A 25214-nucleotide genomic window follows, 5' to 3' on the forward strand; every position below is an offset into this window, starting at 1 on the left:
TCACCCCGCGTAGACGGTGTAGATGCGCGCGCTGAACAGCCATTGACCGCCGCGGCGCTCGAAACTGTCGTGGTATTCGCCCAGCACTTCCTTGTCCGTGCCATAGACCGGCGCGGCCATCATCGCATTGGCCGTGGCCCGGTCGCCTTCCACCGCGATCATCAGGTTGTGGATCAGCGGAACCGGATGCGGGCCGCCCTTCTGGCTGACGAGAAAGGTTACCAGCGCCCCGGGGCTTTCGAACCGGGTGCGCACAGTAAATTCAGCCTTGTCCGGATGGCCGGAGCGCACTTCGAACGTCCCTTCGGGCACGAACAGCGCGGCCACTTTCTCCGGCTCGTCCCGGCGCACGGCCTGTGCGTAGACATGGATGAGGCCCGCAATCGCGGCCTGTGCCTCCAGCCGGTCCAGACGGGTTTCCAGCGCCTCGCTCATGCCCGGCCGCCCCGCCGGACCATCGCATCTACGATACCTCGGCCCGGACGGCTGGCGCTGCCGGTCGCAAAAGCATCCCAAAATTCACTCAACTGCATGATTTCACGCCTTTTCCACCCCACTCGCCGCGGCAGCTCCGGTCCAGTTTGAACAAGCAGGCGCCATCTTGCAATCGCCCGGGAGCGCTTTCATGAGCAGCAGCGACAAGACAGCGGATGAGGATGCCAGAGCATGACCGTAGACGACGTGATCAAGGCCGCGCAGGCCCAGACCGGGCTGACCGGTTTCGGCGATCCGGCCATCCTCGAAGGTCTGGAAGTCCTGCTGAAGTCCTATGCTTCCGAAGCGCATTTCAGCGAACGCGGCGCGCAGATGGCCCATGGCGATCTGGTCAAGTGGATGGCGATCCGCATGCAGATCGAGGATTGGCTGGCCCGGCACCCGGACTTGCTCGACGCGCCGGTCGAAAAGCCGATGTTCGTCTTCGGCCTGCCGCGCACCGGCACCACGCTGGTGATCAACCTGCTGGCCTCCGATCCGGCGCGCCGTTCCTTTCTGCGCTGGGAATCGCAGGAACCGGTGCCGCCCGCGCGCCCGGACGAGCTGCATGCAGGCCCGCGCTGGGAAAAGATGGACGCGCAGACCAAGATGGCGCTGCAATACATGCCCCAGATCGCCGCAATCCACTTCGAGGAGGCGGACAGCCCGACCGAGTGCCAGTTCCTGATGACGCCTTCGTTCTGCTCGCAGGTCTATGAATCGCAGGCAGATGTCCCGGGCTACCGCGAATGGTTCCTGCACAAGGCGGACTATCTGCCCGCCTTCCGCTTTCACAAGCGCTACCTGCAGATGCTGCAGGCAAACACCGGCGGGCGCTGGACGCTGAAGAACCCGTGGCACCCGCTCTACCTGCCCGCGCTGAAAGAGGTCTATCCCGATGCGCAGCTGGTGATGACCCACCGCGATCCCGCCGACGTGCTGGGATCGATCGGCAGCCTGATCGAGAATGTGCGCAAGATCTATTCGGACGATGTTGATCTGCAGCGCATCGGCGAACAGTTCATCGAGACGTTCCAGATCATGATCGAACGGCAGGATGCCTTCCGCGCGCAGCACGGGCCGGATTCGATCCTCGATATCCAGTATGCCGATGTGGTGAAGGACCCGATCGGCCAGGTCCGCGCGATCTACGAACACTTCGGCGAACCCTTCACGGCCGAGGCCGAAGCCGCCATGCACGCCTATATGGACGCCAATCCCAAGGGCAAACACGGCAAGCACGAATATTCGCTGGAACGCTACGGCCTCTCGCGCGAGGGCGTGCACAAGACGTTCGCCGAGTACATCGAGCGCTATCAAATTCCCGTGAAGCGCTGACGCAGGCCCGGCGCGCCGGGCCTTTCGCGGTCAGAACGCGCGGGACACCATCAAGCTGACCGTCAGCGGCCGCTGCGGCGTGTATTGCCGCTCCGTGCGGTAACGGAAGGGATTGCCGAACGCGAAAGTGTTGCCCTTGTTCGCAAAGAGGTTCTGCGCCTGCAAACCAAGGTTCCAGGAACCGAGCGCGGCGTGAACCTCTACCGTGCTTTCCAGCAGATTGCCCATCCTGCGGTCGAGATCGGGATCGAAGCTCATCCGCGAAGGGCCGATATACCGCAGGCTCACCCGGGCCCAGGCATCGGCAGGGCCAAGCGCGAAATCGTGCCGCAACGCCCCGCGCACCGTATATTCGGGCACCACGGGCAAGTGCCGGTCATGCAGTTCGAATCCCAATGCACTGCGCGTCAGCAGCGCGCTGGTATAATTGGCGCCAGCATCAAGACGCCACCGGGGCGCCAGCACCAGCCCCAACGATCCCTCTATCCCGATGATCCGCGCATTCCCGGCATTCGCCGTTTCGATAAGGCCGGAGTCATCGAGCACGTCGGACTGGACATCCTCCCAGCGGGTATACCACGCGCTCAGTTCGAAATGCCCCCCGCCCGGCAGCCGCTCCCGCCAGCCTGCCTCGATGGAGGCCAGTTCATCGCCTTTCAGCGACTCTATGCTGCCGCCGCCGTTGATATCCGACCCGCCCTGCCGGAATGCGGAGCCATAGCGCAGATAGATCAGCCGGTCCGCATTGGGCTGCCAGGCCACAGCCAGGCTGGGCGTCATGCCCGCCTTGTGCTGCGAGCGGGAAACCGGGCCGGACAGCACCTGCCGCGTTTCGCGCACCGACGAAGCGAACAGCCGCGCCCCGCCATCGAGCGACAGCGTTGCCGTCACCGGCAGCGTGAGATCGAAATAGGCGGCGGTATCGTGGCTGACGCGCCGGTCGTCATCGGCGATCAGTTGCTCGCCCTGCGTTCCTTCAAGCGTGTCCACGAACACCTGACGCGCTTCGAGATGCGACAGCCCGGCCAGCCAGCCCAGCGCCCCCAGATCCCCGCGCAGCCGCAGGTCGTTATCCCAGACGCGGAAGCGGCGCTTTTTGAACAGCGTTTGCGGGTTGTCGAGCCCAAGGCTTTCCGCGCCGATGGTGGCATCGAGGCGGTCATCCACATTGTGCCATGTCATCGCGCTGGCCAGCAGCAGGTCGATGGCGCCGATCCCGCCGGTCAGCCGCCCGGCGAGGTGGCGCAAGTCATTGTCATGCGGCTCCGCGTTCTGGGCCGGGCGCGAATAGGAGCCGGGCGCATAGACGTAGCTGCTGTCCCGTGCTTCCAGCCACTGGCCGAAACCGGTCAGGTCCAGCCGCCAGCCCGCCGCCGGAACCAGCCCGGCCGTGGCCCGCAAGCCGCTGACGCTGGTGGAATTGCTGTCATGCCGGGGCCCGGTATCGATCCAGCCCGGCTCCTTTGATCGATACCCGACAAGCCGCACCCCGGCAGTGCCCCGGACCACCGGCAGATTGGCGACCACCGATCCCGAATAGCCCGCATCGCCATGGATCGCGGTGCTGCTTCCGCCGGACAGGGTCAGGCTGGCCGCATCAAGGTCCGCCGGATGCGAAACGAGCCGGTAGATCCCGCCCAACGCGCCGGTGCCGTAGAGCGATCCCTGCGGGCCTTTCAGCACCTCTACGCGCTCGATATCGACAAGGCGGATATCGGGATCGGGCGCGGAATAGGTGAGGCGCGCCTCATCGAGCACGACCGCCACGGTCGACTGGCTTTCCCCGCTGAACGCGCTGTCGGCAATGCCGCGCAGGAACATGCGGTTGCGGCCCGGCCCCAGCGAGGTGAGCGCCAGCCCTTCGAGCTGGGAGGATACCGTCGTGCTGTCGCTGCCGGGATCCTGCCGCTCGGCCTCGTCCAGTTGGGCCACCGACACGGCGGCGGGCAGCGACAGCAGATCGAGCGGCTGCTTGGTGGCCGTCACCAGAATCGGAACCGGCGGAGGCTCGGGCGGCGGTGCGGCAGGCACGGGCGGCGGGGCCGCCGCCGGCGCGGGTTCAATCCGCCATGCCGTGCCGCCCACCCGGCGCGCCACATAGCCCGTTCCGGCCAGCAGCCGCTGCAAGGCTTCGCCGATGGTCATGGTGCCGTGGACGCGCGGCGTGCGGACTTGCGGAAGCGCACCTTCCGCGCCGATCGAGACCCGTTCCTCGCGCGACAGTTCGGCAATCGCGCCGCTCAGCGTTCCTGCACGGATATCGATCGAATGGCGGGCGCCGTCACGCGCCTCAGCGGGCGGGCTGCTCCAGACGCCAAGCGCCAGCGCTGCCGCTGAGACGCAGACCCATGACCTGCGCAAGATCGCGGAGTGCCGCATCGCCATCGCTAATTACCAGGGTCCCCGAAAACCGCCGGCCGCGCAACGCGTCCGGCACCGCCACTTCCACCCCCGCATAGCGGCGCAGGTCGGCCGCGACCAGTGCCAAAGGCGCATCATCATAAGACAAACGGCCACTGCGCCAGGCTCCGACATCTTCCGCCCGCACCGGAGCGACAGCCGCCGTGCCAGCCGCGGCGTCATAAGACAGGCCCTTGCCCGCCGCCAGCCGCACAGGCGCGGCCAGGCTATCGGAACGGACTTCCACTTTGCCTTCCACGACGGAAACCCGCACGCGCTTGTCCTGCGCCTGCACATCGAAGCGCGTGCCGATATCGCTGATCTGCAGCCCGCCAGCGCTAATCGTAAGCTGCCGGTCCGGATCGTGCCGGATATCGAACAGCGCGCCGCCGGAAAGCGCCATCTGGTCCTGATGGCGGCCTTCCACCGTCAGACTGCTGCGCGGTGCGAGCATGATGGTAGAGCCATCCTCCAGCGCGATCTCGCGCGCGGCGCCTGTGGTTTCGTAGACTTGCGCGGCAGGCACCATGAACTGCGGAATGGCCAGCACCGCCGCCAGCGTGGCGGCAATCGCGAACCCGGCCCAGCGCAGGCGCTTGCCGAAAGCCGGACGGATGATGTCCGCCCCTTCGCCAGAGCTATCCTCAGCCCCGGCGGGCAGCTCAGCGGAACTTTCCGCCACAGCGTCCAGATCGGCGCGGTGTTCCTGCAACAGACCGTCGGTCAGCGCGACTTCGTCATAGGCGGCGGCATGACGGGGATCAGCCTCCAGCCATTGCGTGAAGGCGTCCCAGTCCATGGCGTCGTCCCCGCTGGCGATGTGCCAGCGGGCCGCTTCGTCCAGGATCTGATCGTCTGCGCTCTTCATTGTCCCTGTTCCATGCGCGGTTTCCCTCCGCTTCTTTCCCCGTACCCCATAGACGCCGCCGCGTCGAAGGCTCCGCAGCCGACAAGCGCCTCGCGCAGCCGTTTCATGGCCAATGCGAGGTGTTTTTCCACGCCACTGCGGCTTATCCCCATAACTTCAGCGATTTCCTTCTGCCCCATCTCTTCGAAGCGATAGAGCCGCAAGGCACGCTGCGCGCCCTCGGGCAAGGCCGCGATGGCATCGCGCAGCACTTGCGCTTCCTGTTCGCGGGAAATGATCTCGTCCGCCGGTTCGCCAGGGTCGGTGCGGTCCTCGGGCATGTGGGCAACGCCGCCGCCTTCGGCTTCGAGCCAATTGCGCTCGCGCTGCATGGACCGGCGGCGGCCTCGTGCCCGGTCGAGCACGAGGTTGTTCGCCATGCGGAACAGGTAGGCCCGCCCGTTGGCGATCGGCCCGTTGGTAATAGGTCCGCCGGCCTGCCCGGATACTTTGATCCACATTTCCTGCACGATGTCTTCTGCCTCATCGGGCGAACCGCATCGTGCCGTCAGGAACCGCAACAGGTCCGCGCGGTGCATATCGAGCAGCCCCGCCAGCCCATTGGCATCCCCGTACTCTTCAGACTCCATCCTCCAGCCTGCTCCCGGCATTTAACGCTGGGCGCAGGCAAACAGACCCCTGACCGAGCGCGTGATCGGCACCTCATGCACCTTGCCGCCCTCGCAGGCAAACCCTGACGCCGCAAGCGCCTCTTGCAAGGCACCCGCATCGTAAAGGCGGTGCAGGCCTTCGCGCGTGAAGGACCAGCCCGCCATGCTGCCACGATCGGTCACATAAGCGACAAGACGCCCGCCCGGGCGCAGCACGCGGCGCAGGGAACGCAGCATCCGGTTTTCCGCATCGTTGAAGTAAAGCACATTGAGCGCCAGCACCGCATCGAAGCTGGCATCGGCGAACGGCAGGTCTTCCAGCGGCACATTCATGCAGACCGCCTGCGCCCCCAGCTTGCGCCGGGCCGCGGCCAGCATCGTTTCCGAAGCGTCCACGCCGGTGACATGGCACCGCGCACGGGCGAGCATTGCCGCCATGGCCGCGCCCGTGCCGCAGCCCGCGTCGAGGATCGTCTCCCCCGGCGCGGGTGCCAGCATGTCCACGGCAAGGGCGAGCGGCTTGCGGTTGACCACATCCATGGCATTGCCGAGCAACCGCCCGGCCATGCCGCTGGGGCGCGCAAGCTGCTGCGCCAGTTTCCGGGCAAACATGAGCCGCGTCAGGCGATCAGCCCGCCTTGGCGAGCAGGGCCCTGACCTCACGGCGGCGCCCCGCATCCCACACCGGGCGGCCGGGATCGTGCGGCGCGCGCAGGGCCTTTTGCAGATGGGCCTTCGCCCCGGCCTTGTCGCCCTGTTCAAGCAGGTAATCGCCGTAGAAGTAATTGGCATCGAGCCCGTTGGGATCTTCCGCCAGCGCCTGCTTGAGCAGCTTGCCCGCCTTGTCGTCATCCCCCCAGGCCAGCGGCGATCCTGGCACCTTGAAGTAGAGCACGCCCAGGCTCATCGCCCCGCCGCCATCGGCCGCCTTGGGATCGATGGCATAGGCTTTTTCCAGAATCTTGCGCGCTTTCGTCGCCAGCCCCAGCTTGTGGAAGAAGTTGGCGCGGTTCGCCTGTTCGCTGACGATGATCCCCTGCCACACCAGCGGCTCGGCCTTGCCGGGATAGCGCGCGACAACCGCCGCCGCCTGCTTCGCCAGCTTGTCGAGCGCCTTGGTCTGGGTGCTGGAGCCCTTCACTTCGTAGGAAATATGCGCCCAGCCGTCATTCACGGCCTTCACGTCGCTGGCCATGTCGGCCAGGGCCATGGCGGGCATGGCGGCAACCAGAACCGGGGCCAGGACGCTGCCCAGCAGAACACGCTTGATCATGGGAATGGTCTCCTCTCGGGGTTGGCCGGTTCAGCAGAACTCGGCGCGCGCCTTGCGGATCTGTCCGGCAAGGCCATTGTCGATCAGTTTCGGCGAGATCGCGTTGAGCGCGGCATAGATGCGCTCCATCGCGCCGATGCTTACGGTTTCGCGGCGCGCCGCGACGGCGGCGACGATGCGGGCGGCGACCCATTCGGGGGCATCCGCCTTCATCCCGGTCACTTCCAGGAAACGGTTCACTTCGCTGTTGTTGAACGCGGTGCGCGCCGCGCGCGGATTGATGTGGGTGACGGCAACGCCCGTGCCCATCAGCTCGCGCCGCAGGCTCTGGCTCAGCGCGGCAAGGCCCGCCTTGCTGCTCGAATAGGCAGCGAACCAGGGGTAGGGGATGGAGCCCAGCACCGAGCCGATATTGACGATCTGCCCGCTGCCCCGCACCCGCATCGGCGCTGCCACGGCACGCGCCAGCACCGCAGGCACCAGCAGGTTCACGCGGTAGCACAGCGCCAGCGCCTCGATCGGCTGATCCTCGTGCAGGCCGAAGCGCATGACCCCGGCGATGTTCACCAGCACGTCCGGGCATTCGCCCGAGAGCCGCTCCGCCAGCGCGGCAAGCTGCGTATCGTCGGACAAGTCGGTGACGATGCTGCTGTCGCAGGCATTGCATTCCGTCCGGTCTATTCCGATGACATAGGCCCCGGCCTCGCGCAGCATCCGCGCCACCGGCGTGCCGATGCCGCCTGCCGCGCCGGTGATGGCAACGCGCTTTCCTTCAAGCGGGGACATGCTGGTCCTCCATGGCGATGGAGGCGAAGACGCCGCCGAACAGGCCGAACATCTCGCGCGCCATGGTAAGGATCGCGGCGCGGTCTTCCTCGCGCGCCAGCCCGTTCACCAGATCGGCGTAGAAGGCCATGTGATCCTGATCGAGCGCGCCGTGCGAGGTCAGATAGGTAAACGCCTCGGGCGGCAGGCCGAGATTTTCCGCCACCGCGCTTGCCCCGCGCTGGGCAATGGCGACGCTGACGCTTTCGAGCACATAGACCATGCCGAAGAACGAGGCCGGATTGCCCTCTTCGATGCAGCGGTAGGCGTGATCCACCATCGCCTTCGTCGCAGGCGCCGGATCGCTGACGCGCGCCGCATCGGCATCGCCGCCCGCCGCCGCGATGTCGGCGAGAATCCACTCCTCGTGGCCGGTCTCTTCCTCGATATATTCATCGAGCGCGGCCAGCAGGTCCGGCCGGTCGAGCAGGCGCGCGCGCGCCGCCTGCATCAGCGGCACGGTGTGGCGCACATGGTGCCAGGCCTGCCGCAGATAATCGATATACATCCGGCGCGAGATCGTGCCCGCCAGCCCGGCGCGCACTTGCGGGATCGCGAGGAAGCCCAGCCGTTCGCGGACGGTGGCCGCTTCCAGTTCGTCGAAAAAACGAGGCGCCCCCTCCAGCCACATCGCCGCGATGGCCTTGCGGCGCAGACGGCCATTGCCGGTCAGTTGCCCGTTCATCGGCGTGAACGGCGCCACTTCGCGCCACTTGGCGATGCGGGCATAGGCGGGCAGCCCTTCGTTGGCCGCCGCCACCGCCGCGGCGAGATCGGCACCGGGCCGCGCGGGCACCAGCAGCGCTTCGGGCGCGGGCAACCCGTCGCCATGGACCATGGCCTGCAGGATATCTCTCTGCGCGGTCAATTCCGCCTCCACCCATTCGGGCGAGATATTGCGGCCAAAGGAAGTGACGATCAGGGCCGACTTGCGACCCTCTACCCAGAGGCGGCCCTGATCGTCGACCCGGCCGATATCGCCGGTAAAAAGCGGCCCCGCATCGCGCGGCTCGCCGATGGTGCCGAGAAACATCTCGCCTTCCAGCACGATCTCGCCATCGGGCGCGATCCGGGCCTTCATGTGTGCGAGCGGCCGCCCGGCGGAACCCGGCGCATCCTCATCCGCGCTTTCCAGAGAGACCACGGAGGCGCACTCGGTCAGGCCATAGCCCTGCCGCACCGGCAGCCCCAATGCGCGAGCGCGGGCGAGCAGTTCGGCAGGCACCCGCGCGCCGCCTACGGCAACCAGCGTGAGGCACGGCAGGGTGATCCCGGTCTTCTCCATCACTGTGACCAGCCCGGCCAGATATTCGGGCACCAGGATCAGCGAAGTGATCTCCCACGCCGCCAGTTTCTGAACCATCGCCACGAAGTCCGGACGGAAGGGATCGGCGAGGCCCACTTCGGCCTGCGGCGGGCAAACATACGTCCCGCCCGCCAGCACCGTGGCGAAGAACCCGGCGACGGTTTCGAGCAGAATACCCGGCGGCAGCAGCGCGCAGTGGCGCCCGGCATGCTCGGCGCCCACGGCTTCCACCACCGAGGCCGCCACGGCCAGCATCTGCGGGGCAGAGAGGCACACGCCCTTGGGCGTGCCGGTCGAACCCGAGGTAAAAGTGACCCGCGCCGTCCCACGGGGAAGTGGGGACGGCGCGGGCTGTGCCGCCGAAGGCCTTGCGGCCCCGGCGCCACTGGCGGCAACGGCATGCTGCACCTGCTCCGGCGTGAAGAACGCAGGCAGAGAGAGCACGGGAATGCGGGCTTCGAGCAAGGCCAGCTCGGCAATGGCGGCGTCCACGCCGTGATCGAGGCTCAGCACATGCGGTTTTGCGGCGCTTACGGACAGCCGCAGGCCGTAAGCCTTGTCCGCGACCCTGTCGGCCAGTTCCTCCCATGTAACGGGCGGAGCCGTCACCGGATCGAGCGCGATGGCGCGCGGGTGCGTCAGGGCATGGTCCTGAATGACGGCAAGCAGACCGTTCATGCCGCGGCCCTCCGGCGGCGGGCGAGGAACCGGGCAATCGCCGCCTGACCCTGCGCGATGACACCGGCGCAGACTTGCGGATCGCTGGCGTAATAGCGGCCCCATTCGTCCGGCTCGTCCGCCCGTTCGGCCACAGCCGGAGCCAGCACGGCCAGCGGCACGCCGATCCGCGCGAACATCGCGCGCAGCGGCGCCGTCAGGGTCGCAACCGCGACTTCGCAGTCCGCCCCCAGATCGTTGGCGGCGCTGCCCCACAGCTCGATCATGGAAAAGGCATCGTCCGCGGCCAGATTGCCGATCTCGATAATGCTGCCGCGCGCCACCGGCCTGCCGAGGGCGGCGGAGACAGCCTGCTCCACCGGTGCATCGAGATAGCGCTCCAGAAACAACGGTTCGCTGTCCGCCCGCCGGAAGCCCATCGCGGCGCGGGGCAGATCGGCGCGTTCGATCTGGCTGTAGCTTCCGAAAGCCGGCCGCACGCATGCGCCATGCACCTCCATGAAGCGCCTGCGCACCAGTTGGAATTCGGGACTGTCAGACATGCACGTCTCCTGCGGTTTCAAGCAGACGACGGCACAGGCGCCCGGGCTCCGCAGTTGCGAACGCGAAGATTTTTTCGCAACACGCACCGGGTCCGGCCCGCGATAAAGCGAAATTAACCCTTCGCTGCGATCATCCCCGCAGCATCAACAACCAGATAGTCGCCATGATTTTCATCAAAGGCCTGATCCCGGGCGTTCTGCTGACCTGGATCGTTTCCGGCATCATCGGATCGAACGGATCGAAAGGCGGTATGCTCGCCATCGAGCACATGTTCATCCAGGGGCACGGCTTCTACTGGTCCTGGCCCCTGTTTCTGGCGGCGACCGGGCTTGCCTGCGCGCTGCTCTGGATGATGGACTGACGGGCACCGGCACCCGCGCCACAATGCGTCTCAAAACTGTAGAAAGCCGGTGGTAAAGTTCTAGGCTGCTTCCTTCCGGCGCCTCCCAGATTCGGGAGGCTGTCCGCGCGAAGGCACCATGCGGGCTTCGGGAATGACGGTTACGCACAGCACGCCTTGCCAGGACTCGCCCGCACCCCTTGCCGGGGCGGAAAGCGCGGACTTGTCCGCCATCGCGGACCTGAAAGAGCGGATCGAAACCCTCACCGCCGCGATCACTGCCGAGGCGGAACAGCGGCTGGAGCGCTGGGCGGCCTGGGACATCCGCGGGGACTTCCAGCCCAGCGCGGAAAACCTCGCCGCCTATCTCGCCTTCCGCCATCACGATCTGCGCGATCTGCAGCGCAGGCTCATGGCGCTGGGGCTATCCTCGCTCGGGCGGCTCGAAAGCCGGGTGCTGCCGACACTGCACGCGGTGCAGGCCGCGCTGGCGGCCATGCTGGGGACGCCTCCGCCATCCGGGGCCGCCGCCGGGGCCTTCTTCGCGGGAGAGGAACGCCTGCGCAGCCGCGCCCTTGCCCTGCTGGGGCTGGCAGCGGAAGAACGGCAGGCCGCGCTTCTGGTGACGTGCCCGAGCGAAGCCGCGGACGATCCCGCCTTCATGGACAGCCTCGCCCAGCGCGGCGTGGAAGCGCTGCGTATCAACTGCGCGCATGACGGGGCGGACCAGTGGCTGCGGATGATCGCCCATGCCCGCACGGCGCAGCAGCACAGCGGCCACCGCTTCCGCATCTTCATGGATCTGGCCGGGCCGAAGAACCGCACCGGCACCGTGCGCGCCACACACGACACCCGGCGCGTCTTCGCCGGAGACCGCATCGCGATGACCGCGCCCGGCCAGCTCCAGCGGGCCGTCCCGCCCGAAACCGCCTTCGTCTTCGAATGCCTGCTGCCCGAAGTCATCGATCAGGCCCGCCCCGGCCAGCGGCTGCTGATCGACGATGGCAAGATCGAGGCCCGCATCGATTCCGCCGGCCACGGGCTGCTCGTGGCCACGGTCTCACGCACCAAGGAAAAGGGCGGGAAGCTAAAGCCCGAAAAGGGCATCAATCTTCCCGACACCGAACTCCACCTGCCCGCGCTGACCGCCAAGGACCGGGAAGACATCGCCTTCATTGCCGAACATGCCGATGGCCTGTCCTTCTCCTTCGTCCAGACGCCGGATGATGTGGTGATGCTGCAGGACGCGCTGGCCGCGCTGCCCTTGCGCCGGGAAACCCCGCTGGCGCTTGTCCTCAAGATCGAAACCGCGCTCGCCGTGCAGAACCTGCCGGACATCATCATGCGCGCCGGGGCCCGCAATCCGGTGGCGATCATGATCGCCCGCGGAGACCTGGCCATAGAGATCGGCTTTGCCCGCCTGGCCGAAATGCAGGAGGAGATCCTGTGGATTGCCGAAGCGGCGCAAGTGCCGGTAATCTGGGCGACGCAAGTGCTCGAACAGCTCGTCAAGGAAGGCCTGCCCCATCGCGGCGAGCTGACCGATGCGGCCATGGCGGCCCGCGCGGAATGCGTGATGCTCAACAAGGGACCGCATCTGCTCGAAGCGATCGACGCGCTCGATCCGCTGCTCGAACGCATGGAAGGCCACATCCACAAGAAGACGCCGCAGTTGCGCCGCCTTGCCAGCTGGTAACACCGGGGCGCTGCATTCGGCAGGCCGGACAATTCAATCATCGCCGTGTTGATGGCAGCTTGCGAATAGTACCTGCTCCCGTGCATGTGTTGTGCAATCTATATTTCAGCCGCGTTTTGAATATCTTCGATCAACAACCGGCCCAGCTGCGATCAAACGGCAATCATAGCCCCGCCGTGGAACACGGCGCAGCCGCCGGTTTGCTTTTCGAACCGGGTTTGCTAGCACCTGCATGCTGAAACACACGCGCAGGAGCACCGGCATTTCGGCCGGCAGGACGGACACGGAACAATCTTTTTTTCCTTTGAGAATATCACCGCGAGGCGGCGCTGCACCTCGCCGTATTCCGTCCTTTCCCGGTTCCTGAGGCGGCACGGCCGGTCCAGAGGTTGGCTCCCGGCAATTCCGGCCTCGCTTGCCGCCCTGTTGCTGCTGGCCCCTGTACCGGCAACGGCCGCCGCTCCGCCCCGTTTCACCAGTCCGGATGCGCTGTCCAGCGACAGCGGCCATGCCGCCGTCGAATGGCAGGCGGACGGGCCCGTGACGCTGGAAATGACACAGGATGGCAACGCGGCACCGCGCGTGCTCTACAGCGGGCACAACCATTCGCTGTTCATTTCCGGGCTGGCCAACGGCACGTACCGCCTGCGCCTCACCGATGCCGCCGGGCAGTCGTCCCCGCCGCTGCTGCTGACAGTCGCGCACCAGTCGCTATCGCGCGCGCTCATGCTCGTGGCGCTGGGGGCCGTGATCTTCCTGTCGATTGTTGCCGTCATCTTCCGGGGAGCGCGCGATGAGTGAGAATGCAGCCATGCTGCCGCCGCTCGTCGGCTGGATCCTGCTGGCCGCGTTCAGCGCGCTGTGGATCGGGCTCGGCATCTACTGGGGGCGCCGCAACAAGAATTTCGAGGATCACGCACTCGCGGGCCGCAACATCGGGCTGGCGCTCGGTTCGGCCACGGCAGCGGCCACCTGGATCACCTCCAACACCACGATGCTGGCCCCGCAGTTCGCGCTGCAGCTCGGCGTCTGGGGCATGCTGGCCTATTGCACCGCCAGCTTCGGCCTGTTCCTCTTCGCCCGCATGGCAGGCCGCATCCGCGCGCTGATGCCTTACGGCTATACCAGCGGCGATTTCTTCCGCCTGCGTTACGGGCGGGTGGCCTGGAGCATCTTCCTGGTCTTCACCCTGTTCTATTCGCTGACCTGGCTGGTCAGCATGGCCATGGCGGGCGGCATCCTGCTCAATGCGCTTTCGGGCATTCCCTATGTCTGGGGCATGAGTGTGATCCTGGGCGTCTGCGTGCTCTACACCATGCGCGGCGGGCTCGCGGCCGTTATCGGCACCGACTTCATCCAGAGCCTGATCATCATCGTCGGCATCGTCATCGTCGGCATTGCCGTGCTCTCGCACGTCTCGGTGGACGAGATCCACGCCAACCTGACGGCCGAACATCCCGCCCTGCTCGACGTGCTGTTTCCGGCCGCGATCATGGCGATCTTCAACAACCTGCTGTTCGGCCTCGGCGAAGTGTTTCACAACAACGTGTGGTGGAGCCGCGCCTTCGCCTTCCGCGAGGGCGTGGCGGGCAAGGCCTTTGCACTGGGCGGGCTGATCTGGTTCCCGATCCCCATCGCCGCGGGCTTCATCGCGCTCGCGTCGGGCGCGCTCAACGTGCCGGTGCCGTCCGCCGACATGGTGGGGCCGCTGGTCGTTTCGCAAGTACTGGGCGAAGCAGGCGCGATCGCGATCTTCATCATCGTGTTCTGCTCGCTGGCATCGAGCATCGACAGCCTGCTGGCGGCAACCTCCGACCTTCTGACCGAGGACGTCTACCGCCGCCTGCTGCGCCCCGGCGCCACCCCCGCCACGCTCAAGACAGTGGCGCAATACGTCACGCTTGCGCTCGGGCTGTTCACCTGGGCAATATGCGTCCCGCGCATCGGCACGCTGGCTTCGGTGCTGTTCTTCGCCGGGCCGCTGGTCGGTTCGATGATCTGGCCGATCGTGACCGGCCTCTACTGGCGCCGCGCCAACAAGGCAGGCGCGATCGGCGGTATGCTGCTGGGCGCTGGCGTGGGCCTTGTCAGCTATTTCGCAATCGGATGGTACGTGGCCTCGCTGATTGCCACGGCCGTCTCGATGGTCTGGGTGCTCCTTTGCACCCGATTTTCCAAGTCCCGGTTCGACTGGGCCGAGCTGAGTGAGACAGCATGATGTTTTCCGCCGGATTCCTGTCCGTCCTCGTATACGGTTCGCTGGCATGGTGCGCCGTGACGGCCCTTGGCCTTGGCACCTTGCTGGTGCGCGACATCGTGCGGGGAGAGACATGGTGACACGCCCCGCATCGCAAGTCGATCACGCCCCCGTCATTGTGAAGCGGCCGGGCAAGATCGGCAATTGCCCCAACCCGGCCGACTTCATCGCCAAGTCGCCCAAGATCAACCTGACGATCCTCGATCAGCTGCGCGGCCAGTCGGTACTGTCCGCCGCGCTGTTCGACCGGGAAATGCTGGCGGAGCTGGCCAAGTTCGCCGCCTATCTCCAGCTCAAACGCTTCGACGTGGCCCACGCCATGGACGACAAGATCATGGCCGCTGCCTTCTTCGAGCCGAGCACGCGCACGCGCCTCTCGTTCGAAAGCGCGATGCTGCATCTGGGCGGGCGCACGATCAGCGTGGCCGATGGCAAGACCACCGGCGTCGCCAAGGGCGAATCGATGCGCGACATCGGGCAGATGTTCAATTCCTATGCCGATGTCGTGGTGGTGCGCCACACCGAGCAATCGGCGGTCAGCGAAATGTGCGAATACCTGCGCATGCCGCTGCTCAACGGCGGCAACGGTTCGGACGAGCATCCCACGCAGGCGCTGGCCGACTGGTACGCGCTGCTGAAATGGCGGCCGGAGATCGCCTGGGGCCAGCTGCCCGAACAGTTCCGCCTCAACATCGGCATCATCGGCACGCCGGGCAACATGCGCACGGTGAAGTCGTTCCTGATGCTGGCCTTGCTGTTCCACGAGAACATCAACCACATCACCATCTTTTCCGAGATGGCCGATCCGCTGGGCGAGGAACTGCGCGAGCTGACCAACAACAGCCCGATCGGCATCGATTTCTCGCAGAACCTCCAGCAGAGCCTGGAATATCTCGACGTGATCTACATGAACGCCATTGCCTTCCTGGGGGACGGCTACCGCTTCTATGGCGACACCTTCACCCTGTCGGCGGACAGCAAGCTGAAGGACGATACCGTGATCCTGCACCCGCTGGCGCGCGGGGCGGAGCTGGACGTCAGCCTCGATGACACCCAGCACAACCTTTACTTCAACCAGGCCGATGGCGCCGTCTGGATCCGCCAGGCGCTGCTGCTGGCGATCTTCGGCCGCGTCGCCGACGTCGTGCCCGCCGAACTTCTGGCCTGACCCAACCCTTCGCCCCGCCGCGAGGCGGGGCCAACCCAAGGAATACCCATCTATGTGCGGCATTGCCGGTCTCTGGAGCCCCAAGGGCTACACCGATCAAACCCCCAAGCTTGCCGAGGGCATGGCCGACACGCTCTATCACCGCGGGCCCGACGGGCGGGGTTTCCACTTCGATCCGGATCACGGCCTTGCCATGATCCACACCCGCCTCTCGATCATCGGCCTCAACGCGGGCGACCAGCCGATCTTCGGGCGCGAGGATGACGGCACCGGATCGCTTGTGGGCACGATCAACGGCGAATTCTACGACTACAAGCGGCTGCGCGGGCTGCTTCGCACCGATGGCTTCCGCTTCAACACCAAGTCGGACAGCGAGATCGCGCTGAAGCTCTACCGCAAGCACGGGCTCGATTTCGTCGAGCATCTGCGCGGCGAGTTCGCCTTCGCCATCTTCGACAAGGAAAAAGAGCAGCTCATTCTGGTGCGGGACCGCTTCGGCATCCGCCCGCTGTTCTGGCACAATGGCCCCGGCGGCTTCTTCTGGGGCAGCGAGATGAAGGCCATGCTCGCCCATCCCGGCGTGCCGCGCGAAGTCGATCCCAGGGCGCAGCTTCACCAGATGATGCAGGTGATGGTGCCGGGCATGACGCTCTACAAGGGCATCCACGCGCTGAAGCCGGGCCATATGCTGATCGTCAGCAAGAAGGGCGACGGCTTCGAAGTCGAGGAAAAGCGCTACTGGGACGCCGAATTCCCGCTCGACGGCGAGCACGACGTGGCAACGGACGACGAGTTCATCGAGCGCGTGCGCGCGGCGCTGGTGGAATCGATCACCTTCCGCCTTGAGGCAGACGTGCCGGTGGCCTGCTATCTTTCGGGCGGCATCGATTCCTGCTCGATCATCGGCATGGCCGCCGCGATCCAGCAATCGCCGGTCAAGGCCTTCACCATCTCCTTCGACGACGACCGCTACGACGAAGCCCATATCGCCACCGAAATGGCCGAGATGGCGGGCGCCGATCAGGATATCCTCAAGCTCAAGGCCGAGGATCTCTACGGCAAGAACTTCGAGGATGCGGTCCATTATTCGGAGCGCACCTTCTACAACACGCTGGGCGTCGCCAAGATGCTGATGAGCAAGCACGTGCGCGACGTGGGCTACAAAGTGGTGATCACCGGAGAGGGGTCTGACGAGCTGTTCGGCGGCTATGCCCAGTTCAAGGCCGACTTGTTCCTGCACGATCCCGAATATGCCGCGACGCCCGCCGCGCAGGAAATGCGCGAGCGGAACAAGATCTTCTCCGGCTCGGTGCTCGCCGAAACCGCAATCAGCCATCCCGCGTTCGAGGAAGTCATGGGCTTCACGCCCAACTGGATCCAGCCGTGGATGCTCACGCTCGAACGCGTGAAGCCGCTGCTTTCGGACGCATTCAAGGCCAAGCTGGGCGATTACGATCCGATCGCCGCGATTGCTTACAGCCTCGACAAATCGATGCTCGACGGGCGCCACGTGCTCGACAAGGTGCAGTACTCGTGGATCAAGACCATGCTCGAAGGGCAGATCCTCAACTGGGGCGGAGACCGGGTGGACATGGCCAACAGCCTCGAAAGCCGCCCGGCCTTCCTCGATCACCATGTGGCCGAACTCGCCATGCGCATCCCGCCGCATGTGCGCGTGCGCGACGGGATCGAGAAATGGGTGGTGCGCGAGGCGATGAAGCACGTGCTGCCCGAAGTGCTCTACAAGCGCGAAAAGTTCGCCTTCATGGCCCCGCCCGCGCATACCGACGCGGCCAAGACGGCGGAGATCGACAAGCTGATCGCCAAGTGGCTGTCACCGGAGAAGATCGCCGAGACCGGCATCTTCGACGAAGCGAAACTGGCAGCTTCGATCGAGGAATACCGCAAGTCCGACGATCACGCCGCCAACACGCGCAAGGACATCATCCTCAACCACGCGATTGCGCTGCACGCGATGGAGGAATTGCTCTGAGCCCGAACCGGGGGGGGCCTGAACGCCCCCACCTCCCGTTCGTGTCGAGCCCTTCGTCACGCTCAGGATAAACTTCGGGCTTTTAGCCCGAAGTCGAGACACCCCAGCGCTGCGCCAAGGTGTCTCGACTTCGCTCGACACGAACGGAAAGGTTGGTGGTCCGGTTCACACGGTGGCGGCCATCCTCGCCGCAGGTCCATTCCGTAACGCGTCAACCACGCAATCCACTGCACGCGTTGTGGGATATCTGCCCTGAGGCTTCCCCTCCCCCAACCCCGCTCGTCCTGAGCTTGTCGAAGGACGCTGGCACTGCGCTTGGAAACACCCTTCGACAAGCTCAGGGTGAGCGGGGGCTGACGGGGACTTCCGGCGGCTCTACCCCGAAACCGCCATCCCCGCCGCCACATCCTCGCCGCAGGCCAGCTCCGTCACACACTCAAGCAGAAGCTGGCAGCCGCGCTCGATGTCGGACCAGTGCGTCCACTCGTCGGGAGCATGGCTCACGCCGTTGACGCTGGGCACGAAGAACATGCCCGCCCGGGTGTGGTTGCAGAAGAACTGCACGTCATGCCCCGCGCCCGAGGGCATCGTGCGGTAGCTGTAGCCCAGTTCCTGCACCTTGCGCTCCATCAGCGCGCGGATGCCTTCGTCGCAATAGGCGGGCTTGAGCCAGCTCATTTCCTCGTATTCGAACTTGAGCTTGTGCTTGCGGGCAATCGACGAGAGCACCCGGCGGCAGGCGTCGGACAGCCGCTGCATCACCTCTTCGTCCAGATCGCGCCCGACGATGGTGAAATCCGCCTCGCCCGGCACCGTGTGCGGGAAGCCCGGCTTGAGCGCGACGTGGCCGATGGTGATGCGGCTCTTGTCGGTCCCCTCCTCGTCGATGATGCGCGAGATCTCGTGCGCGAAATCGACCATGCCCATCAGCGCGTCGGAGCGCATGTTCATCGGCGCCGCGCCGGCATGGTCGGGCTTGCCGATCAGGCGGCAGTTCCACTTGAACACGCCCGAGATGCCCTCGACGATGCCGATCGTGGTCTTTTCGGTATCGAGCACCGGCCCCTGCTCGACATGGACTTCGAGAAAGGCGCGGATGTCCTCCGGCCTGCGGTAGGCATGGAGCACGTCGTGGCTGTCCAGCCCGGCGGCCTTCATCGCGTCCTTGAGCATGAAGCCGTGCTCGTCGCGCGCGGTATCGAGCCAGTCCAGCGTGACGTGCCCGGTCATCGCCTGCGCGCCGAGCATGCCGCCGAAGCGCCCCTCTTCCTCGCTGGTGCCGATCACTTCGATGGGGAAGGCCGGCACGATCCCGTTTTCCTTGAGCACGCGCACGCATTCCAGCCCGGCCACCACGCCCAGCACGCCGTCGAAGATGCCGCCCGCAGGCACGGAATCGAGATGCGAGCCGATGATCACGCAAGGCGGGCTGTCCGGCCCCTCGGCAGGACCGTAGCGGCCGATGACATTGCCCGCGCCGTCCATCCGGTGCGCCATGCCCAGTTCCTCGAACCGGTCGCGCACCCACTGGCGCGCAGCCATGTCCGCTTCGCTGAACCCCTGCCGGTAAACGCCCCGGTCGGCCTCGTTGAAGCCGAACTGCGCAATGGCGTGAATATCGCTTTCCACCCTCTCGATCTTGACCCGCTGCACGTGTTCTCCTGCTGTTGTTTCCGGCCGAGGATAACCCTTGCGGGATCGATAGGACAAGGCGTGACGGCATAAGCTTCCCCGGCGCACCTGCCAGTGCAGATCACGGGATTTACTGCGAATCAGTATCATTAATGTATCTGCAATGTCACACTCAGGCCATCAAGCGGCCTGCTTCCAGCCCCCGGAAGGCGCACAAAACCCAAGGATTTTCAGGCCTTTCCGGCGAGAACCATGAAAGAACTTGTGCTATCGCGAATGAATTGCAATAGCGCCCCGCAGACCAATCGTATCAGGGGAAATACATGTCACTGTCCCGTTTGCGCGAATCGCTCGCTTCGGCCACGCCTGCCTATCTGGCGCTGAGCTGTTTCGGCCTGGCGGCCACGCCCGCCCTCGCGCAGGAGACCGCCAACTCCGCCAACAAGGACGAACCCGCCCAGCTCGGCGGTGTCACTGTGACCGACACCGCGATCGACGAGACCATCAAGGTGGACACGGTCTCCTCGCCCAAGTTCACCCAGCCGATCCAGGACACGCCGCAGACCATCCAGGTGATCAGCCGCGACCTGTTCCACCAGCAAGGCGCCACGACGCTGACCGAAGCCCTGCGCAACAGCCCCGGCGTCGGCACCTTCTACGCCGGTGAAAACGGCAGCACCACAACCGGCGATGCCATCCGCATGCGCGGGTTCGACACGTCGAGCAGCATCTTCGTGGACGGTATCCGCGATCTCGGCGCGATCTCGCGCGATGTCTTCAACACCGAGCAGGTCGAAGTCGAAAAGGGCCCGGCGGGCACCGACAACGGCCGCACCGCGCCGACCGGCGCGATCAACATGGTGAGCAAGCAGCCGTTCCTCCGTACCGCCGTATCCGGCAGCGCCTCCATCGGCGTGGACGGACAGAAGCGCGCCACGGCCGACTTCAATCAGGAACTCGGCATCGTCCCCAACGCCGCCGTGCGCCTCAACGTGCTGTGGCAGAACAGCGACGATCCGGCCCGCGACCATGTGCGCAACAAGCGCATCGGCATTGCCCCTTCGCTGGGCCTGGGCCTGGGCACGCAGACGCGCCTCTACGCGAACTTCCTCTATGTCGATCAGGAAAATATCCCCGACGGCTTCGTGCCGACGATCGGCCTGCCGGGCTGGGAACCGCAGGACGGGCTGGAACCGCTCGTCGGGCACCCGGTCGATCCGAAGAATTTCTACGGCACGCGTGACGATCACAACGATGTCACCGCGCAGATGGCGACGCTGAAGTTCGAGCACGATTTCTCGGACAGCCTGCACCTCACCAACACCGCGCGCTGGGGCAAGACCAGCCAGGACTACCTGCTGACCTCGTTCATGCCGACGAGTTCGAACGTGAGCGCCACCGATCCGGCGGATCTTTCCACCTACACGCTGGCCCGCAATCTCTCGACATACCGCGATTCCACCAACCGGATCCTGACCGACCAGCTCAACCTGCGCGCCGACTTCGCCACCGGCGCCATCGAGCACAACCTGAGCGTGGGCATCGAGATCACCAGCGAAAAGCAGGTCCTCCATTCCCGGGCCGGCACCGGCTCCCGCCCGGACGCCAATCTCTACAACCCGGACTGGAACGATGTCGGTACGCTGGCCGATTCCCGTTCGGGCGCCTTCTCGCGCGGCAAGACCGACACCCAGGCGTTCTACCTCTTCGACACCGCGAAGTTCTTTAACGAGACGCTGCTGGTGACGGGCGGCATCCGCGTCGATCACTACAAGACCACGTACTTCAGCAATGCGGTCTGCGGCGGCACCGGGCGCCGCGCGGTGGACTGCGGCGGCGAGCCGGAAGGCACCATCGTCACCACCAATGACCTGAAAACCAAGGACACGCTGTTCAACTGGAAACTGGGCGCGGTGTACAAGCCGATCGAAACGCTCAGCCTCTATGTGAACTATGCGCTCTCGCAGCAGCCTCCGGGCGGCGAGAACTTCTCGCTAAGCTCCTCGGTCAACAGCGCCAACAACCCCAGCTTCGATCCCCAGAAGGCCGAGACCTTCGAAGGCGGCGTGAAGTGGAGCGTGCTGGATGACATGCTGGCGCTGAACGCCGCCGTGTTCCAGACCACCGTCAAGAACGAGATCAACCGCGACGTGCTCGACGATCTCGGCAACCCGACCCAGACCGGCAAGAAGCGGGTTCGCGGCGTCGAACTGTCCGCCGTGGGCAACATCACCGATGCGTGGTCGGTCTCGGCCGGGTACAGCCACCTCAAGACCAAGGTGACCGAAGGCCCCGTCATCACCAGCGACGGCACGCCCAACCTCACCTATATCCCGGGCGATTCCTGGACCATCTGGAGCAACTACCGCCTCCCGTTCGGGGTGGAAATCGCCGGTGGCGCCCGCCACAACGGCGGCCTGCACCGCGGCACCGACGGCGCGCAGGGCACGCCTGCCTATACCAAGGGCTACACGGTCGTGGACGGCATGCTGGCCTATGCGCTCACCAGCTCCATCAAGGTCCGTGCGAACGTCTACAACCTGTTCGACAAGGACTATATCGCCTCGATCAACAAGAGCGGCTACCGCTACACGCCGGGCACCCCGCGAACATTCCTGTTCAGCGCCGACGTCAGTTTCTGATAAGGATCAAGTCCATATGACGGGGCGGGGGCTAGTCTCCCGCCCTGTTCCTTTTCAGTAACCGGGAAACACCATGCTGCTGCACATTCCGCAAGTCCTGACAGCCGATGAAGTCGCCGAGTTCCGCCGCAGGATGGACGGTGCGGACTGGACCGACGGGCGGGAAACCGTTGGCCATCAAGGCGCCAAGGTGAAGAACAACGAGCAGTTGCCCGATGGCTCCCCGCTCAAGGCGGAACTGGGCGGCGCCGTGCTCAAGGCGCTGAAGCGCAGCCCGCTGTTCTTCGCGGGCGCCCTGCCCCGCAAGATCCTGCCGCCCCGCTTCAACCGTTACAGCGGCGGCGGCGAATACGGCTATCACGTGGACGGCGCCGTCATGAGCATCGGCGGGGACGAGCACTTGCGCTCCGATGTCTCGTGCACGCTGTTCCTCAACGATCCGGACGAGTATGAGGGCGGCCGCCTGATCATCAGCGATACTTACGGCGAACACGTGGTGGCCAAGCCCGCGGGCGATGCCATCATCTACCCCTCCAGCAGCCTGCACCGGGTCGAGCCCGTGACGCGCGGCGCCCGCATCGCCTCGTTCTTCTGGATTCAGAGCCTGGTGCGCGACGACAGCCAGCGGCGCACCCTGTTCGAACTCGACACCTCGATCCAGAAACTCACGCTCGACGGGGCCGACGAAGACGCGCTGCTGCAACTGACCTGCGTCTATCACAACCTGCTGCGGCGCTGGTCGGAGACCTGAGGCGCGACCCTTCCGTCTTGGATCGTCACTACTGGAACACGTGCGTTTTGTACGTACCACCTCCGCTCACCCTGAGCTTGTCGAAGGGTGCAGCGCCGGGATCAGCACCCTTCGACAAGCTCAGGGTGAGCGGAGTATGATTCAAATTTAAGGTTCGACGCTCAAGGTTCGAAGAACCGAAGCGATCCAGAGCGCGCACGCCAACCGCCCTGGATGGCTTCGCTCCGCTCGCACTGGCGAACACTTAGCGCATCGTGCGTTTAATGTGCGCCGGTTCCGTTCGTGTCGAGCGAAGCCGAGACACGTTGGCCCAGCACTGACGTGTCTCGGCTTCGGGCTAAAAGCCCGAAGTTTATCCTGAGCGTGACGAAGGGCTCGACACGAACGGGGGTAGGTGATGCGGATATTACGCAGCTTGCTCTAACGAGGACCATCGCCTCTGAATCAGGCAGGCTCGCACACGAGTTCTGCAAGCGCCGGGCTGATCCATTCCTCCACCGCCCCGCCTTGCCGCACGAGCGCGCGCACGGCCAGTTCTTCGCGGCGGGCCAGCGCCTGCATCGGCTCCGGCTCCAGCACGCTGAGCGCGGTGGCCCAGGCGTCGGCCAGCATGGCCTGAGTATGGAGCACGCTCACGGCCATCGCGTGTTCCACCGGCAGGCCAGAGCGCGGATCGATCGTATGACGGCCGCGCACATAGTCGCCCGAAGTCGCCACCGCGAGCTGGTGCAGCGCGATCCGCAAGGGCGCGATGTGCCCGGCGGGGGTTTCCACATCGACCCACCACGGATCGCCATCGGGGCGCATGCCCATGCCCGCCAGTTCGCCGCCGATCTCCACCAGCGCATGACCGCAGCCTTGGCCGCGCAGGACCGCCGCCAAGGCGTCCACCGTAAATCCCTTGGCAATGCCCGAAAGATCGAGATGCAGCCCGCCCGGCTGCCGCAGCCGCCGTGTTTCGCGGTCATAGGCCAGATGCTGCCAGCCGCCGCGCGTGCGGGCGAGCGCCAGCGCCGCATCGGCGGGCGGCCCCGGCCAGGGCGCGGGCCCATGGCCCCAGAGATTGACCAGTTCCCCGATCGCCGGATCGAACGCCCCGCCGCTGCGCCCGGCCACGTCCAGCGCGGCTTCCATCACCTGCGCGAAATCGTCCGGAAGCGCGAACCACGTCCCGCCCGGCGCCCGGTTGAAGCGCCCGAGCAGCGAATCCGCGCGCCAGTGGCTCATCTGCGCCAGCACGTCCTCCAGACGCGCCGCGATCGCAGCTTCGACCGCGGCGCTGTCCAGATCCGGCGGACAGGCCATGCATACGTGCCAGGTTGTCCCCATCGTCTCGCCGTCCAGCCTGGCCAGCGGCACGTCCTGCCGCCAGTCCGCCAGCGCTGCGGGATCGATCTCCAGGGGCACCGCAAGACGCACCGCAAGCTGTCCGCCCGGCATCCCGATCAGGGCGCCAGTACTTCCAGCGTGGTGGTGTAGGACATGCGCCGTTCGCTTGCGCGCGGTTCGCTGGGGTGATTGTCGGTCAGCGTGGCATGGAGCCAGTACATCCCGGCCACCGGCCATGTGACCGTCAGCATCCCGTCGGCGCCGGTGGTCAGCTTCTGCGCGTCTTCCGCCTCGCGGAACTGCTTGCCGCCCGGAATCACCGTCACTTCGACCCCGGCGGCAGGCTTGCCATCGACCAGAAAGCGGAACCGCGCGTCCTCATTGGACACCAGCGAGGCGGGATGCGTGACCGGCTCCAGTTCCAGCCCCTTGCCGGTCTTGAACACCGTCGCGGTCGGCGCATCGGCGGTGACGAAGATGAAGTTGCGCGAGACCCGCTCGCTCAGCTTGACGTCGGTGGCCCCGGCCGGGATCTCGGCCGCACTGGCCACGACATGCGAAGGGTCGAAGCGCGGGCGCCCCGCAGGCCCGCCCGGCCCGGCATTGCCGCCCGGACCGCCCTGGCCCGCCATCGGCGGACGGCGCCGGAAGCCCCCGACACGCCACGTCTCGCCATCGAGCTTGAAAGAGCCGAAAACCATCGACTGATCGGTCCCGATCTTCCACGTGCCGGGCTGATCGATGGCGACATCGAACGTCGAGCGGTAGCGGCCGGTCGCGGGATTGCCGATCTCATGCTCGCTGCCGTCCGGCGCCCACACGGTTACATTGTCCAGCCCCATCGGCCGGTGATCGGGATAGAACAGATCGTTGGAGGCCGCGGCATCGACCGTCACCCCGCCATGCGTGCCGGACAGGATCGTCGTGGACGGCAGCATCCACTGGCGGTGGGCTGATGCCGGAGAAGCGATGGCAGCGGCGAGCGCGGCCGTGGCGATAAAAAGCTTACTGTTGCGCATGGCAGTTCCTTGAAAATCGGGCCAGCCCCCGG

At 65.8% G+C, this 25214-nt stretch carries 22 protein-coding genes; 10 read left to right on the plus strand and 12 right to left on the minus strand.

Features of this window, described 5'->3' with window-relative positions; translation table 11 throughout:
- On the minus strand, window positions 1–435 hold the full coding sequence (locus MTR66_RS08595) for a nuclear transport factor 2 family protein (RefSeq protein WP_243919794.1): 435 nt from the start codon (window positions 433–435) through the stop codon (window positions 1–3).
- 231 nt (window positions 436–666) lie between these two features.
- Between MTR66_RS08595 and MTR66_RS08600 the strand changes: the two genes are divergently transcribed.
- Entirely contained in the window at window positions 667–1812 is a 1146-nt protein-coding gene (locus tag MTR66_RS08600) for a sulfotransferase family protein (RefSeq protein ID WP_243919795.1), read from the plus strand.
- 30 nt (window positions 1813–1842) lie between these two features.
- Here the strand turns inward: MTR66_RS08600 and MTR66_RS08605 are convergent, their stop codons facing one another.
- Genes MTR66_RS08605 through MTR66_RS08640 form a run of 8 tightly spaced genes read right to left on the minus strand, consistent with a single transcriptional unit; the run spans window position 1843 to window position 10354 of the window.
- Window positions 1843–4173 carry a TonB-dependent receptor gene (locus MTR66_RS08605; RefSeq protein WP_243919796.1) on the minus strand — a complete coding sequence of 777 codons (2331 nt, stop codon included), beginning with the start codon at window positions 4171–4173 and terminating at the stop codon, window positions 1843–1845.
- Window positions 4103–5080, minus strand: a complete 978-nt coding sequence (locus MTR66_RS08610; protein ID WP_243919797.1) for a FecR family protein — start codon at window positions 5078–5080, stop codon at window positions 4103–4105. Before MTR66_RS08610 ends, MTR66_RS08605 begins: the two co-directional genes overlap by 71 nt.
- Window positions 5077–5709 carry an RNA polymerase sigma factor gene (locus MTR66_RS08615; protein WP_243919798.1) on the minus strand — a complete coding sequence of 211 codons (633 nt, stop codon included), beginning with the start codon at window positions 5707–5709 and terminating at the stop codon, window positions 5077–5079. The genes MTR66_RS08610 and MTR66_RS08615 overlap by 4 nt, the downstream gene beginning before the upstream one ends.
- Window positions 5710–5730: 21 nt before the next feature.
- The gene (locus tag MTR66_RS08620) at window positions 5731–6342 is read right to left on the minus strand and encodes a class I SAM-dependent methyltransferase (RefSeq protein ID WP_243919800.1); all 612 of its coding nucleotides are present in this window, start codon (window positions 6340–6342) and stop codon (window positions 5731–5733) included.
- A gap of 16 nt (window positions 6343–6358) precedes the next feature.
- Complete coding sequence (locus tag MTR66_RS08625) at window positions 6359–7003, minus strand: tetratricopeptide repeat protein (RefSeq protein WP_243919802.1); 645 nt, start codon at window positions 7001–7003, stop codon at window positions 6359–6361.
- Between the two features lie 30 nt (window positions 7004–7033).
- Window positions 7034–7789 carry an SDR family NAD(P)-dependent oxidoreductase gene (locus MTR66_RS08630; protein WP_243919804.1) on the minus strand — a complete coding sequence of 252 codons (756 nt, stop codon included), beginning with the start codon at window positions 7787–7789 and terminating at the stop codon, window positions 7034–7036.
- Window positions 7776–9812 (minus strand): AMP-binding protein, encoded by a 2037-nt coding sequence (locus MTR66_RS08635; RefSeq protein ID WP_243919806.1) that lies wholly within the window; start codon window positions 9810–9812, stop codon window positions 7776–7778. Before MTR66_RS08635 ends, MTR66_RS08630 begins: the two co-directional genes overlap by 14 nt.
- Window positions 9809–10354, minus strand: coding sequence for a thermostable hemolysin (locus MTR66_RS08640; RefSeq protein ID WP_243919808.1), 546 nt, complete (start codon window positions 10352–10354; stop codon window positions 9809–9811). The genes MTR66_RS08635 and MTR66_RS08640 overlap by 4 nt, the downstream gene beginning before the upstream one ends.
- 164 nt (window positions 10355–10518) lie before the next feature.
- Here MTR66_RS08640 and MTR66_RS08645 point away from each other — a divergent pair, with 164 nt between their 5' ends.
- The 7 genes from MTR66_RS08645 to asnB all read left to right on the plus strand — a co-directional run bounded on the left by MTR66_RS08645 (window position 10519) and on the right by asnB (window position 17809).
- Entirely contained in the window at window positions 10519–10716 is a 198-nt protein-coding gene (locus MTR66_RS08645; RefSeq protein WP_243919810.1) for a hypothetical protein, read from the plus strand.
- 133 nt (window positions 10717–10849) lie between these two features.
- Window positions 10850–12391: a pyruvate kinase gene (locus MTR66_RS08650; RefSeq protein WP_243919812.1), complete on the plus strand. Its 1542-nt coding sequence runs from the start codon at window positions 10850–10852 to the stop codon at window positions 12389–12391.
- Window positions 12392–12817: 426 nt separating this feature from the next.
- Entirely contained in the window at window positions 12818–13192 is a 375-nt protein-coding gene (locus MTR66_RS08655; RefSeq protein WP_243919814.1) for a hypothetical protein, read from the plus strand.
- Window positions 13185–14609 (plus strand): sodium:solute symporter family protein, encoded by a 1425-nt coding sequence (locus tag MTR66_RS08660; protein WP_243919816.1) that lies wholly within the window; start codon window positions 13185–13187, stop codon window positions 14607–14609. Before MTR66_RS08655 ends, MTR66_RS08660 begins: the two co-directional genes overlap by 8 nt.
- On the plus strand, window positions 14606–14728 hold the full coding sequence (locus MTR66_RS21205) for a YuzB family protein (protein WP_268740393.1): 123 nt from the start codon (window positions 14606–14608) through the stop codon (window positions 14726–14728). The genes MTR66_RS08660 and MTR66_RS21205 overlap by 4 nt, the downstream gene beginning before the upstream one ends.
- Window positions 14722–15816 (plus strand): aspartate/ornithine carbamoyltransferase family protein, encoded by a 1095-nt coding sequence (locus MTR66_RS08665; RefSeq protein WP_243919817.1) that lies wholly within the window; start codon window positions 14722–14724, stop codon window positions 15814–15816. The genes MTR66_RS21205 and MTR66_RS08665 overlap by 7 nt, the downstream gene beginning before the upstream one ends.
- Window positions 15817–15868: 52 nt before the next feature.
- Window positions 15869–17809 (plus strand): asparagine synthase (glutamine-hydrolyzing), encoded by a 1941-nt coding sequence (asnB, locus tag MTR66_RS08670; RefSeq protein ID WP_243919820.1) that lies wholly within the window; start codon window positions 15869–15871, stop codon window positions 17807–17809.
- 375 nt (window positions 17810–18184) lie between these two features.
- Here asnB and MTR66_RS08675 read toward each other — a convergent pair whose 3' ends face one another.
- Window positions 18185–19462, minus strand: coding sequence for a Zn-dependent hydrolase (locus MTR66_RS08675; protein WP_243919822.1), 1278 nt, complete (start codon window positions 19460–19462; stop codon window positions 18185–18187).
- A 302-nt stretch (window positions 19463–19764) separates the two neighbouring features.
- Between MTR66_RS08675 and MTR66_RS08680 the strand changes: the two genes are divergently transcribed.
- Complete coding sequence (locus MTR66_RS08680) at window positions 19765–22083, plus strand: catecholate siderophore receptor Fiu (protein WP_243919826.1); 2319 nt, start codon at window positions 19765–19767, stop codon at window positions 22081–22083.
- Window positions 22084–22156: 73 nt separating this feature from the next.
- Window positions 22157–22834, plus strand: coding sequence for a Fe2+-dependent dioxygenase (locus MTR66_RS08685; protein ID WP_243919827.1), 678 nt, complete (start codon window positions 22157–22159; stop codon window positions 22832–22834).
- Window positions 22835–23278: 444 nt separating this feature from the next.
- Here the strand turns inward: MTR66_RS08685 and MTR66_RS08690 are convergent, their stop codons facing one another.
- Complete coding sequence (locus MTR66_RS08690; RefSeq protein ID WP_243920217.1) at window positions 23279–24253, minus strand: FAD:protein FMN transferase; 975 nt, start codon at window positions 24251–24253, stop codon at window positions 23279–23281.
- 26 nt (window positions 24254–24279) lie between these two features.
- Window positions 24280–25182: a DUF4198 domain-containing protein gene (locus tag MTR66_RS08695; RefSeq protein ID WP_243919828.1), complete on the minus strand. Its 903-nt coding sequence runs from the start codon at window positions 25180–25182 to the stop codon at window positions 24280–24282.
- Between the last annotated feature and the right edge of the window lie 32 nt (window positions 25183–25214).

Source organism: Novosphingobium beihaiense (assembly GCF_022832375.1).
GTDB lineage: Bacteria > Pseudomonadota > Alphaproteobacteria > Sphingomonadales > Sphingomonadaceae > Novosphingobium > Novosphingobium beihaiensis.